Origin of the sequence: Shewanella sp. MTB7 (assembly GCF_027571385.1) — a bacterium.
Taxonomy (GTDB): domain Bacteria; phylum Pseudomonadota; class Gammaproteobacteria; order Enterobacterales; family Shewanellaceae; genus Shewanella.
The window spans coordinates 1586919-1600270 of record NZ_CP085636.1; the positions used below are offsets into that span (position 1 = coordinate 1586919).

13 protein-coding genes are annotated in these 13352 nt (G+C 42.4%); 3 read left to right on the forward strand and 10 right to left on the reverse strand.

Translation table 11 applies throughout. The features are described 5' to 3' along the window. Positions 1 to 185: 185 nt before the first annotated feature. The 4 genes from HWQ47_RS06625 to HWQ47_RS06640 form a co-directional block, all read right to left on the reverse strand. On the reverse strand, positions 186 to 1982 hold the full coding sequence (locus tag HWQ47_RS06625) for a sensor domain-containing diguanylate cyclase (protein WP_269970385.1): 1797 nt from the start codon (positions 1980 to 1982) through the stop codon (positions 186 to 188). Positions 1983 to 2282: 300 nt separating this feature from the next. After that, the gene (locus HWQ47_RS06630; protein WP_269970386.1) at positions 2283 to 5198 is read right to left on the reverse strand and encodes a valine--tRNA ligase; all 2916 of its coding nucleotides are present in this window, start codon (positions 5196 to 5198) and stop codon (positions 2283 to 2285) included. A 12-nt stretch (positions 5199 to 5210) separates the two neighbouring features. Further along, on the reverse strand, positions 5211 to 5681 hold the full coding sequence (locus HWQ47_RS06635; protein WP_269970387.1) for a DNA polymerase III subunit chi: 471 nt from the start codon (positions 5679 to 5681) through the stop codon (positions 5211 to 5213). Between the two features lie 297 nt (positions 5682 to 5978). Further along, complete coding sequence (locus HWQ47_RS06640; RefSeq protein ID WP_269970388.1) at positions 5979 to 6188, reverse strand: hypothetical protein; 210 nt, start codon at positions 6186 to 6188, stop codon at positions 5979 to 5981. 266 nt (positions 6189 to 6454) lie between these two features. Here HWQ47_RS06640 and HWQ47_RS06645 point away from each other — a divergent pair, with 266 nt between their 5' ends. Further along, the gene (locus HWQ47_RS06645) at positions 6455 to 7351 is read left to right on the forward strand and encodes a DMT family transporter (protein WP_269970389.1); all 897 of its coding nucleotides are present in this window, start codon (positions 6455 to 6457) and stop codon (positions 7349 to 7351) included. Here the strand turns inward: HWQ47_RS06645 and HWQ47_RS06650 are convergent. The 4 genes from HWQ47_RS06650 to HWQ47_RS06665 all read right to left on the reverse strand — a co-directional run bounded on the left by HWQ47_RS06650 (position 7348) and on the right by HWQ47_RS06665 (position 8879). Beyond that, on the reverse strand, positions 7348 to 7638 hold the full coding sequence (locus HWQ47_RS06650; RefSeq protein ID WP_269970390.1) for a S24 family peptidase: 291 nt from the start codon (positions 7636 to 7638) through the stop codon (positions 7348 to 7350). The two genes, HWQ47_RS06645 and HWQ47_RS06650, sit on opposite strands and share 4 nt — an antisense overlap. 45 nt (positions 7639 to 7683) lie before the next feature. Then, a complete protein-coding gene (sodN, locus tag HWQ47_RS06655; protein WP_269970391.1) occupies positions 7684 to 8184 on the reverse strand; it encodes a superoxide dismutase, Ni in 501 nt (166 codons plus the stop codon). A 9-nt stretch (positions 8185 to 8193) separates the two neighbouring features. Then, positions 8194 to 8397 (reverse strand): hypothetical protein, encoded by a 204-nt coding sequence (locus HWQ47_RS06660; protein ID WP_269970392.1) that lies wholly within the window; start codon positions 8395 to 8397, stop codon positions 8194 to 8196. Between the two features lie 77 nt (positions 8398 to 8474). Continuing rightward, entirely contained in the window at positions 8475 to 8879 is a 405-nt protein-coding gene (locus HWQ47_RS06665) for a hypothetical protein (RefSeq protein WP_269970393.1), read from the reverse strand. Between the two features lie 383 nt (positions 8880 to 9262). Between HWQ47_RS06665 and HWQ47_RS06670 the strand changes: the two genes are divergently transcribed. Both HWQ47_RS06670 and HWQ47_RS06675 read left to right on the forward strand, forming a co-directional pair. Beyond that, positions 9263 to 9625 (forward strand): YgiW/YdeI family stress tolerance OB fold protein, encoded by a 363-nt coding sequence (locus tag HWQ47_RS06670; RefSeq protein ID WP_269970394.1) that lies wholly within the window; start codon positions 9263 to 9265, stop codon positions 9623 to 9625. 385 nt (positions 9626 to 10010) lie between these two features. Beyond that, positions 10011 to 11627, forward strand: coding sequence for a TerC family protein (locus HWQ47_RS06675; protein ID WP_269970395.1), 1617 nt, complete (start codon positions 10011 to 10013; stop codon positions 11625 to 11627). A 293-nt stretch (positions 11628 to 11920) separates the two neighbouring features. Here the strand turns inward: HWQ47_RS06675 and HWQ47_RS06680 are convergent, their stop codons facing one another. Both HWQ47_RS06680 and HWQ47_RS06685 read right to left on the reverse strand, forming a co-directional pair. After that, positions 11921 to 12241, reverse strand: coding sequence for a hypothetical protein (locus HWQ47_RS06680; RefSeq protein ID WP_269970396.1), 321 nt, complete (start codon positions 12239 to 12241; stop codon positions 11921 to 11923). Positions 12242 to 12404: 163 nt separating this feature from the next. After that, positions 12405 to 13346 carry an AraC family transcriptional regulator gene (locus HWQ47_RS06685; protein WP_269970397.1) on the reverse strand — a complete coding sequence of 314 codons (942 nt, stop codon included), beginning with the start codon at positions 13344 to 13346 and terminating at the stop codon, positions 12405 to 12407. Positions 13347 to 13352 lie beyond the last annotated feature (6 nt).

Here is a 13352-nt window from a genome sequence, read left to right on the forward strand (position 1 = left end):
GCTGAAAATGAAACCTGCTTAGCAAAAGCGTTTAAATTCAATAATTGATATCTAAAAATGAAGGTGAGACTGTTAATCGATATCGGTATACAAAGAAGAGGTAATGGGTGACAAAATATGACTAAGCAGAATTAGGTAAGGTAGGTAAGTAAAAAATGGATTGTTTATTTATTATCAATATAGCTTCAACCCGTCTGAGTTTTCTCATTGGGCAGTGAGTTTAGCTCATTGGTAAAAGCAAAGTTATTCTTTCCCCTATGCTTGGCGAGATACATGGCTTTGTCAGCCTTATTGATAAGCTTTGCCCCATCAACACCATCATCGGGAGCAACCGCAATGCCTAGGCTAACGCCTACTTTACATACTGTGTCTTGAATCACGAAGTCGGTTGTCAGTGAGTCGATCATTGTGCGAGCAATATGTTCGACAATACTGAGATCGCTAACATGGGGAAGAATAACCAAAAACTCATCTCCGCCCACCCTGGCGAGGATATCTTCATCTCTAATTGCGTCAGATAATCTTACCGTTACCTCTTTTAAGAGCTGATCTCCTGCCTGATGACCTAAAGTGTCATTGATGTTTTTAAAATTATCTAAGTCGGCAAATATCACCACAAGCTTGTTACCTTTTGTCTGTAAGGTCTTGAGATAATCTTGCATCTGTTTACCTGCATATTCACGAGTTGGCAGGCCGGTTAATGTGTCATGGTGGGCCATGTGTTTAAGCTTTTTTTGCAGTTGATCCCGCTCGATAGCATTATGTTTAAATATCTTCATGGCTTTGGCCATGTTACCCACTTCATCTTTACGCTCTGATCCTGAGATGTCGATATTCAGATCATTACGTGAGAGTTGGGTCATCATATGAGTCATGGCGACGAGAGGCAGGGAAATATCAGCAGCTAATAAGTAACCGAGAAAGAAGATAACAATGGCAATAATGGCACCACTTAACATGAGAAAACGGTTCATAGAATAGACAGGGCTTAATATCTCATTTGTGTCTATCTCGGCGATAATCGCCCATCGGGTGCCGAGAAAATTGACTGGCGCAAAAGCTGAAAAAACGGAAACACCTCGGTAGTCCTCTATTCTGGCATTACCGGCTTCTCCGACAAGGGCGCGATGAACCGAAACCGTGTCGACCTGGGTTTTGAGTATGCTTTGGCCCAAAAAGAAGCGTGAGTCGCTACGCATTAACAGGTCTGGCCCCACCAAATAGGTTTCACCGCTCTTCCCCATACCTGCGGTGACATGCATTACTCGATTAAGGGGGGCTATTGGCATCTGGAAGGCGATAATCCCGATATATTGGCGGTTACTGTCGAACACCGGTGATGCAATAAAGCTGGCGGGAGCATTGTTACTTGGCTCATAGGGTGAGAAGTCGGCAAAAAGATGTTTATTTATGTGTGGTTGATTATTAATTTGTTGTATTAATTCACTTAGATGTGTCTTATTCCAGCGCCCTGTGATCAGGTTAGTTGCAAAATCCTCCTCCTTCTTAACCGTATAGATAAGCTCCCCTTGAGTGTTAAACAGGAACAGATCATGAAACTCCCGAGTTGAGACTAAGTTGGTGAATGCGGGGTGATAGTCACCATGATATTGATCGTAAATGGATGCGTTGAGTGCACTTTTTTGTTCATTTGAGAAGGGGCTCATGGGGATGTAGGAGTTTTGTAGTTTCTGGGTCTGATCTTTATCCAGTGCGATCCAAGCTTGGGAAAAATGTTCGACGGCTGAGATCACTAGCGGACTTTGGGCGTGAAAAATCAGATCTTTTTCGATAACTGAAAAGTAAGTATTTAGTGCTGTACTCCTAGACTCTAGCAATGACGAGAGCTTATCCTCGGCAGAGTGTGTCATCTCATTTTTTGCGATGGTGAAAGCGATAAATGCAGTAATTAAAGCGGAAAGCAGTGCGAAGCAGATCATAACCACAGGAAACTTATGGGTGATCTTTAAATCTGTGAACATACTTTCTCTTCCAATAAACACAGTGAACCATAATTATAGTCGACAATTTATAAGCGGGCAGAAGCCGTTTGTGATTGGAATCAGTTTGGCTCTGTTCTGTTCAAAATAAGCTAAGAGAAGAACCATAACCGCTGTACTTTTACGATGGGAAATGGAGATAAGCAGCAGGTAATAAAAAGGGCTGTCTCAATGACAGCCCTTAGGGTTGGGTAAGCGCTAAAGTCCTAGGTACAATTACCTTGGCGTTATCACTTAGAAACAATCCATTAAGAACAATCCATTAGGAATTAGATCCTTCTTTTAACCCTCAAGCTTAGCAAGCTCAGCTTTTTGCTCAGTTAGCTTGTCCATATCACGTTGATATTCAGCTTGCTTAGCCCGCTCTTTCTCAATCACGGCAGCAGGGGCTTTAGCCACGAAGCCTTGATTAGAAAGCTTACCTTCGATACGGGCAAACTCATTAGCGGCTTTCTCAAGTAACTTGTCGATACGAGCCACTTCTTTAGCCACATCGATAAGACCAGCCATTGGGATCAACAGCTCCATATCACCAATCAACTGAGTGGTCGACATCGGCGCGACATCGTCTTCAGACATGATGGTGATCGACTCTAGTTTTGCCAGTGTAGTGAAGAATACCTGATTTGCTTCAAGACGAACTCTGTCTTTGTAGCTCACACCACGTAACAGGGCATTAAGTGGCTTAGATGGCGCAATGTTCAGCTCTGCACGGATGTTACGTACCGCAGTGATCACTTGCTTAACCCACTCAAGATCTTCCATCGCCTCTACATCAACTTTATCAGCTTGATATTCAGGGAAGGCGGCTAACATTAATGTGTCACCTTCAACGCCTGCAAGTGGCTGAACACGCTTCCAGATGGTCTCTGTTAGGTAAGGCATCATAGGATGCATCAGACGCTGCATCTTTTCTAGTACTGTCACTAGAGTATGACGTGTACCACGAAGTTGCGCTTCACTGCCACTTTGCATAACAGGTTTAGTCAGCTCTAAGTACCAGTCACAGAACTGGTTCCAAGTGAACTCATAGATGGTGTTGGCCGCTAAATCGAAACGGTAGTTTTCCATGTGCTCGTCATAGGTTTTAACGGTTTCATTGAACAGACCGATAATCCAGCGATCCGCAATCGATAGCTCCATTTCTCCCGGTTTGCCGTCAACTAAGATCTGACCGCAATCTAATGCTTCGCCTACTGCATCATCTGCAGCGTCATCAGCTTGCACTTCAGTGTTCATCAAAACATAACGTGAAGCGTTCCAGATCTTGTTACAGAAACTGCGGTAACCGTCCAGACGCTTCATATCCCAATTGATATCACGGCCAGTCGATGCCATAGAGGCCAAGGTAAAGCGCAGCGCATCGGTACCGTGTGGCTCAATGCCATCGGCAAACTCTTTACGGGTACTCTTTTCAATTTTTGCAGCAAGCTTTGGCTGCATCATGTTGCCAGTACGCTTAGCGACTAATGATTCAAGGTCGATACCGTCAATCATATCTAATGGGTCAAGTACGTTGCCCTTAGACTTAGACATCTTGTTACCGACTTCGTCACGGATTAGACCTGTCACGTAAACAGTTTTGAATGGCACCTGTGGCTTGCCGTTTTCATCTTTGATGAAATGCATGGTCATCATGATCATGCGGGCAACCCAGAAGAAGATGATATCAAAGCCAGTGACTAATACATCGGTTGGGTGGAAAGCTTTAAGCTCAGCAGTATCTTTTGGCCAGCCTAGTGTAGAGAAGGTCCACAACGCAGAGCTGAACCAGGTGTCGAGCACGTCGTTGTCTTGGCGTAGCACAACTGAGTCATCCAAGCTGTGCTTAGCACGCACTTCGGTTTCATCACGGCCCACATACACTTTTCCGGTCTCGTCGTACCAAGCTGGGATACGATGTCCCCACCATAGCTGACGTGAGATACACCAGTCGTTAATGTCACGCATCCACGAGTTGTACATATTCTCATACTGCTGAGGGACAAACTTGATGTCGCCGTTCTCAACTGCTTCCATGGCAGTCTTAGCCATAGGAGCAACAGAGACATACCATTGGTCGGTCAATAGTGGCTCAATGACCACGCCAGAACGGTCACCATAAGGCACTTTCAATCTGTGTGGATCGATTTTGCCAAGCAGGCCTAATGTTTCGAACTCTGCAACAATAGCAGTACGAGCTTTGAAACGATCAAGACCTGCATAACGCGCTGGTAAGCTGTTATCTAAATCTGTATTGCTGGTGCCATCGCTATTGACCACTTCAGCCGATGAGCGGATCGCCGCATCGAAGGTCAAAATGTTGTACATTGGCAACGCATGACGCTTACCGACTTCATAATCGTTAAAGTCATGTGCTGGAGTGATTTTCACACAGCCGGTACCGAATTCAATATCAACATAATCATCGGCAACGATTGGAATAAGACGGTTGACGATTGGCAGAATAATAAACTTGCCGATCAATGATGCATAACGCTCATCATCTGGATGAACCGCTACAGCACTGTCACCTAGCATGGTTTCAGGACGGGTGGTTGCGACTTCTAGGTAATCTTTACCGTCAGCGGTTAACGCGCCGTTAGCAAGTGGGTAGCGGAAGTGCCACATGCTGCCTTGCTTCTCTTTGTTCTCAACTTCGAGATCTGAGATAGCTGTGTGCAGGGCTGGATCCCAGTTAACCAAACGCTTACCGCGGTAGATTAGGTCATCTTCATAAAGACGGACAAAGACTTCTTGTACCGCTTCAGACATACCGTCATCCATGGTGAAACGTTCGCGATCCCAATCCACAGATGCGCCAAGACGACGTAGCTGTTTAGTGATGGTGCCGCCGGACTCTTTTTTCCAGTCCCAAATACGGTCGATAAACTTTTCACGACCAAGATCATGCCGTGTCTTGCCCTCTTCAGCAGCCAACTTACGCTCAACTAACATTTGAGTCGCGATACCTGCGTGATCGGTGCCGACCTGCCAAAGGGTGTTTTTCCCCTTCATACGTTGGTAGCGAGTCAAGGTATCCATAATGGTATCTTGGAAAGCATGACCCATGTGCAGGCTACCCGTCACATTTGGTGGCGGGATCATGATGCAATAGTTGCCCTTAGACTCGTCGCCGTGTGGCTTAAAGTAACCTTTCTCTTCCCAGCTTTTATAGAGGGACTGTTCAATAGACTGCGGGTTGTATGTTTTTTCCATGGAGGACGCTTCTCAAACTAAATTAGTGGTTGTTTTGCTTCTATCTTGGGTCTGTAATACCACACCCAAGCTTTGATATTGACGATAGCGTTCGCGGGCGATCGCTTTAAGTCCAGTATCATTGGCAACGAAATCGATAATTTGACCAAAGTTTACCGCAAATGAGGGTACTTGGTCTGCAAGATTAATCAGAAGATGGCGATTTTTATTGGGTCCTAACGTATCAAAGCCAATTTCGACGGGAGCACCTGTTGTTGGCCCTTCACCTTTAAGGTTATGGGGCACAAAAGCGGTCGGCTCAAATTGCCATAAAAGTTCGTCAACGTCATAGGCTTGTTCTCTATCCTGAGTATGGATATAAACCAGCTGCTGATTAACAAAAGCCTCTTGTGCCAGTTCACAGGCTAATCTGTGTACTTGCTCACTTGCCTCTGTGGGGCTGTTGGCCTCTGGTGGCATCACATAAAATAGGGCATTTGGCATGATTTAGCTCTATATAGACCGAGTTGGGTTTTATTACTGACGAAGGAGGATATTTTACACTAGATGTTGCTAGTGTTCAGCCATTTTTTCAGTGCTCTTATTTTCATTTACATCATAAGCCTAAATGTTTGATGCAGTGCAAAGATGCACTATGCGGTGGTGACACGGCGGTTCGCAGGGCTGCCGTGTCAAGGAGCGTTACAGTCGTATTCATACTTCGAGAAGATTGTCTTTTTGATTTGACCGTGTTTCAGACTCTATTCGGAGGAGGTTGGCTCGAGGTTAGTTAAAAGGGATTTATTTTGACAGCTCTTGTGGTTTTTCACCTGTTGCTGGCATCACTATATAGAGATCTTTCAGTTTATACTCATCACCTCTCAATAACGCCTCTCGCACGGCAGGCACCGAGGTTATAGGTAAGCCTTTGGTAATGAGGAGGAGTAAAGCTTGGGAAAAGTGATATTTATCTGATTCGAGGGTTTTTTGGTTATATATTTCTACTTGCATAACGTCCAGATGCTAATCGAGTAATTACTCTGTTTACATTAACACTTAGTTAAACTTAACGATAATGAAAATTGTCATAGTATTGCTTTAACTCGTAATGATGTCTTATTGAGAAGCTATGTGGTGAAGGGAGATAATCAAAACTCAAGTATAAAATACCTTTCCTATTTCTGAGTGGATAGATATTAGCGTATTTCATGCTTGGACAATTGTTAAACACTTAGGTAGGTTACCTGCTTGGTTGTTTATGTTTTAAAAGGGTTATTTTGCCGGCTAATCTACTGCTCTTATTTGCGGCCGCTATTTGGGGATTTGGTTTTGTAGCCCAAAGTTTAGGAATGGAGCATCTGTCTCCCTTTATGTTCAATGGTTTACGATTTCTTATCGGCGCTGTCAGCTTATTGCCTTTGATTGTATTTTTCTATCGTAGGGGAAAGATTCAGGTTGGGGATAGAAGCTCTTTACTTGTGGGATCGGCTGTGCTCGGAATTCTTTTGTTTATAGCTGCCTCGTTTCAACAAGTAGGCTTGCAGTATACAACAGCTGCCAATGCGGGATTTATTACTGGCTTATACATTGTTTTAGTGCCGATTTTAGGGTTAGCATTAAAGCACAAAACTGGGATGAACACTTGGCTTGGATGTGCTGTTGCAGTGTTTGGCTTGTACTTTCTCAGCATTACAGATGATTTTAGTATGGGCTATGGTGATGCACTGCAGCTTTTTGGAGCGTTATTCTGGGCTATGCATATCTTAGCGGTAGGCCATTTTGCCCGAAAAAACTCTGCTATATTGCTAGCCGGTTTACAATTTATCATCTGTGGTTTGCTTAGTTTACTCGTTTCCAGCGGATTAGAGTTCACGCAAGTTGAACATATTGCTGCAGCATGGGGCTCATTAGCCTTTGCGGGTATCGTCTCCGTTGGCATCGCTTACACCCTACAGGTTGTGGCACAAAAACGGACCCATCCGGCTCATGCGGCGATAATTTTAAGTTTGGAAACCGTATTCGCTGCAATTGGTGGCATCTTATTTCTGGGTGAAAACATGGATTCACGTGCCTTATTTGGCTGTGGTTTGATGTTAGTTGGTATGTTAATTTCTCAAGTTCCACTTAAGTATTTGGTTAAAACAAAGACGCAAAAGTTAGAGCTTGAAAGTTAAGCCGATATCACCCAAGTGACCTTACTTATGACTCTTGTTTGCCTGATCGGCCCCATCTCTTGGGTTGATATACTGTTACCGTTCTCTCCTTTAAACCAAAGGTTGCCAGCACTGTCGATAGTAGACAGGGTTTTAATTAACTGGCCAAACCTCGGGTGTTCAAATAGGTAGATGGCACCGGGTGTTAATTTTGTGCGTAGAGCCCCCATGCAGAGGACAAAACTTCCCGCAGGGATACGAGGTTGCATACTGACTCCTGATACACGGTAAACGTTTATTCCAAACATAGGGACTCCTAACATCGTTGGACAGCTCACTGACGACTAAACCGTTTAAGCCAGTTTGGGGTAGATCAAGGTTTCTGATGGTGGATAAGGACAGCTTGCCAGATAGGTTGTTAGCCCTTTGGTTCGCCAGAATATATCGGCAAATTGATTTACTTTTTCCAATAAGCTTACACAGACATCACGACTGATATGTTGTTTTGCTTGTGAGGCATTGAGCATGATGCTGTGGACCAGCTCATGGAGCTCCGGAAACTTATCCAGCTGGGGCTGTTTAATATAATCTCCCCATATCACATTGATCTCTTCTTTCACTTTACGACCATGAGTTTCTTTCTCTGCAACAAGACGTGAAAATTGAGCATGATCACTTGGGCTTGGATCTGACTTTGCTGCGAGTTGTTCGAGTAGGTCAACCATGCGGATCATGGTCAGAACGGCAAGTTGGGCCGTGATGGGATCATAGATCTTGCAAGGAATATCACAATGAGCTGATACACGTGAAAATTGTTGCTTTCTATCCCTAATATTTAACAGTGAATAAAGCATGATCGCTCCTTAGTGTTCAGACTGTGTCGTGGGTTTACGACGGTACAAGTGTATGGCAATCCCAATGGCAATCATTGCGGGTAGGATCCAAAGCAGGTGTATTATGGAAGATGACCAGTGTTGATGGTCATGACCTGAGTGGGCATAGACTAATGGTGAGATAAGAGCCGTAACGAGTAACATGAATCTGGTCGTAATGAGTCTATTTTTCATAAAGCGATGACCTTAAAATAGTGCTTGCTATGTATTGAAGTGAGTGTGAAATATTGATCTGTTTTGATCGATATAGGTCAGTGAAGTGTCTGGTATTGGTATTTAACGTTGACGCCTCCAGAGCGTTCAAGTTGTTGCTTTTGATATAAATAGAGCTCCTTACAGCTCAGACTTATACCGTGGAGGATTGCAGCATAAATAGGTTCATGATCTGCTTGTGTCATCAACCTATTTTTCAGTTGATGGTAGGGATGCATGATGTGAGAGAGCTGTGCATCGACGTTTCCTAGTCTGCCGTAAAGCTCCGATAGATTATGGTAACTGGCTAACCATGCCATCAATATCTGCTCATTATCCGCATAGTCTTTATAGAGATGAGCGACCCTCTCCATTGCGGTTAAATAGTGGTTTTCGGCATTCTGCCAATCACCGATTTTAAATGATTGGTTTGCTGTGCAAATCAGTTGGCGCCAAGTTTCCATAATCACTATCCTTACGTTAACTCAAATGTTAAATGAGAATTAATATCATTTGCGATTTTAAGTCGTTTGTAAAGTAAATGGGGTCATTTTTAGGCAGGATTTACATTTGTTAACAAGTGCTGGAGAGCTTTGAATCTAATGGGGACTAGTGATTCAATCATCATAGAGGTTTATTTTATTGGAAAACACACTTCACGCTTTCTTCACGGCCTATTCGCTATAATATTTAGATTACAAATTAACACCAAGATTAACTCATACTATTGGATTGATTACTAACGATGCCATAAAGCGTATAGTCATTGGTGATGGTAGTGAGTTTAAAAACAATGTTTGAAGCAGTATTGCAGGTGTAGATATTGATTAATAAAGGAAATAACTAAATGAAGAAAATAATATTAGCAAGCGCATTAGTATTAGCATCAACCAGTGTATTCGCAGCTCAAAGTACTGAACAAAAAGGTGGCTTCACTGGCCCCAGTGCGGTAACTGTCAACACAGTCCAAGTCGCTTTAGATTCAAAAGATGATACGCCAGTGACATTAACGGGTTATATCCTTTCTGCATTGGGTGATGAAGAGTACAAATTTAGTGACGATACCGGTGAGATAATTATTGAAATTGATAATCGTGATTGGAATGGCATTGAGGCAACGCCTGAAACACAAATCGTTATTCAAGGTGAAGTAGACAGCAATTGGTCATATACCACGATTGATGTTAATTCTGTTCAATTAGCAAAGTAATACTTTCATATGATGTAACTTAAACCTAAAGGCTAGGGGTTATTCTCTAACCTTTTTTTATTGAGCGGTGGCAGTCACATTCAAGTTACTCTCATCTTTATTCTGACTTCGAACATGTTATCGAACTGCATGATTAGTTCTATTAGGTAAGAATTTACTTAATTCTGCATTTCCGAGTGGCTTGAGTTATTGCTTGTTCTTTTAAAGGCTAAAATGTTTTAGATAGAGCCAATATATTACCCATCTGATAGCTTGTAATTATAAAACCCATTCAAATTTGCGATATAGCTCACACATGAATAAATATTAATTACCAATTCATCTTTGTTTGATGAAATCTACCACTTCAGTGATTTTCGATATACAGATGCCTTAACTTAGGCTGATGTCGAAGACACCATTCGATACATTTGTATTAAACAAGGTATCGAATGACTTAGTGCGACTCGCACACACCTTGGATAAACGTAAAACAATGGAATTTCTGCTTGAACCCCAATTATGGGTTGGTTTAATTACGCTGATTATTATCGAGATTGTACTGGGTATCGACAACCTAGTTTTTATCGCCATTCTTGTGAAAAAATTACCGCCAGAGCAAAGAGATAGAGCCAGAACTATAGGCTTGTCTTTAGCGCTAATCATGCGCCTAGGTCTGCTCAGTGTGGTCTCCTGGTTGGTGACGTTAACTAAGCCTATTTTCAGTGTATTTGAGTTCACGTTCTCAGCGCGAGATCTGATCCTTATTGTTGGTGGACTCTTTTTGCTTTATAAGGCAACTCATGAACTTCATGAGCGAATGGAAGGTGATTTAAGTCAACAACAAAATACCAATGTATATGCTTCATTCGGGGTTATTATTGCCCAGATTTTGGCTTTGGACGCGGTATTCTCACTCGATTCAATCATTACTGCGGTGGGCATGGTAGATAGTTTATCTGTCATGATGGTGGCCGTGATTATATCTATGATAGTCATGCTAGTGGCGTCTAAATCGATAACGAATTTTGTCAATGCACATCCGACTGTCATCGTATTATGTTTAAGCTTCCTATTGATGATCGGCTTTATTCTGGTTGCCGAAGGTTTTGGTTTCCATATTCCTAAAGGTTATCTCTATGCAGCGATTGGTTTCTCTATCTTGATTGAATTTTTGAATCAATTGATTCAATCAAATAAGGCTAAAAAAGCGGAAAGACAGCCACTGCGTCAACGTACCACCGAAGCCATTTTTAGATTAATGGGTAATAAGCATTATAACCAACAACACGAAGAAGATGAGGGCCAAGAACCTGCTCCCGTCAGTTTTGATGCCGCCGAGCGAGACATGGTCACTGGAGTACTTTCACTGGCAGAGCGTAATGTCCGCACAGTAATGACGCCAAAAAATGAAGTTCAATGGCTAAACATTGCCGATGATATCTCAAATATAAAAGAGACGATTAAGAACAGCTGCCATCAGCAATTTCCTGTATGTGACAACTCTCTCAATAAATTAATTGGTATCGTACGCAGTAAAGATCTGTTGTTGGGGATTGAAGCGGGAGAAGATATTGCCCAAATTGCAGCGCGACACACAGCTTATATTGTTCCAGACTCCATTAATGTTATTCGCCTATTAGATGGTTTTAGGGAATCTCGTGCTGGCATGGCGATTCTTGCCGATGAATTTGGTGATATTCAAGGTATTGTCACGCTACATGATCTACTCGAATCAATAGTGGGGGATTTCCCTGATATCGGAGAAACACCTGAAATCAGTCTGCTCGAGGGTGCCTGGTTAGTAAAGGGCTCGACCACACTGCATGATCTGGAGTGCCGTTTAGAAGTACAAGGCTTGAATGATAAGAGTCAAGACTACATCACCCTTGCAGGCCTCTTATTAACTTTGAGTTCAAGCATTCCAAAAGTCGGTGACGTGATTGAATATGCTAAGTTGAAATGTGAAATTGTTGAGGCCGATGACTTTAAGATATCACTGGTGAAAGTCAGTCATATTTAAGTCTTTACGGGTTAGTGTTTCACTTTTCTAACCTAAGGTAGATATTGATTAATCCGTCGAAAATATGGATGTTTTCGACGGATTAATCTAGCCAACTCTGTTCAGCCCCTATATTTTATTCCTACCTTTGAACCATAGTGAACAGATGTACTACTAACAGTCTTATGGCTTAATGTTCATCGTGTTATCAATAGCAAATAAATTATGGATATTGTTCAATGTTATGTTCCAGCTCGTTTAGATAAAAAATAATTTGCATCTTGAAGCTCCTCTAAAGGAGTGATTAAGTGGGGTCAAGAGATAAGACCTGATTTAGCTAGTAGTTGACAAAATTGACGTTTAATAAGCGTTTCACTGATATAAATAATCGTAACAGTGTCGTCCTCATAAATATAAGCAACTCTACACGTCAGTTGTTTATCTGCCACAATCTTGTACTCATGAATTCTAAAGCCATTAAATCGAAGTGGATTTGCAAATTTAATTTTAGGGCTATTTTGGGTAATGAGGCGAGGCAAACGTTCAGCGATATCTTTGCGAATAGCAGCTTCAGATTGACTGTGTTGATTTAAAAAGCTGCGTAAATGGCGGTTATTATCATAGGTGATAAGCATAAGTAAACTCTTCAAAAATGAAATGCCATTAACTATAACGCTAATCATCTTAAGCATCACGGTGTTTATCAGTATAAGTATTTAACTGATGTAATCAATTGGTTTTAATTGAGAAATAAATAGATTTCGTGAATAACACCGTAGGCTTAAAGTGAAAAGTTAGCTATTCCTCTTTACGCAGCGCACTGGGAGTAAATCCATAGTGACGTTTGAAAGCTGTTCGTAACGTTCTGGCATCGGTGTAACCAATGCTCTCTGCAATGTAGTCTAAGCTATGGCTGGAGTTTTTAATTAGTTGATAAGCCTTAGCAATTCGCCAACGACTGAGGTAGGCCATGGGGGAGAGGTTTAGCTCGGCATTAAATTTGCGTTGCAGACTCGCTCGTGACATGCCCACTTCATGACACAGAGTGGCTAAGGTCCAAGGTTTTTGAGGGTGTGTATGTAGTAGTTGGAGCACTTTAGCCAGTCTTGGGTTACGAAGGGCGGCTAAGAATCCGTGTAGGTGCTGATTCTCATTGATATATCTATGTAGTAGCTGGAAAAACAACACTTCCGTTAGGCGATCGATAATGACACTTTTTCGGCTGTTTGTACGTTGAATTTCACCATCAATCAGCTGTACAGTTACCCAAATATTGTTATTGGATTCGATATCAGTGAAATGAAATATAGAAGGTAGGGCGTCTAAAATTGGATGGGATATCGCTTCATCATATTCAACCATGCCGCACATGATACGGTTGGTGATCACCCCTTCTTGAAACAGTGGCCTACCTAGCTCACAGGCATCGCCTGCTAGCTGACAAGGTACTAAGTTGCTGCTCGTTTGATCAGCGATCCAGTGCATATCCCCCTTAGGCAATATCACTATATCCATAGGCATGATATCGAGCTGAGTTTCACCCGTGCCGATAAAAAAACTGCCATCTAATGCAATATGAAATCTAGGTGTAGGCTGCTGAGGAAGAGAGATCCCCCAGGGAGCAGCAAGACTGGAGTGGAAAAAAATACTGCCACGAAACCTTAAAGTTTCGATGACATCATCGAGGACGTCAAATGTCGAATTCTGATTTTTGAGCTGTTCAGAGCCTTCTTTGAGCATATTAGA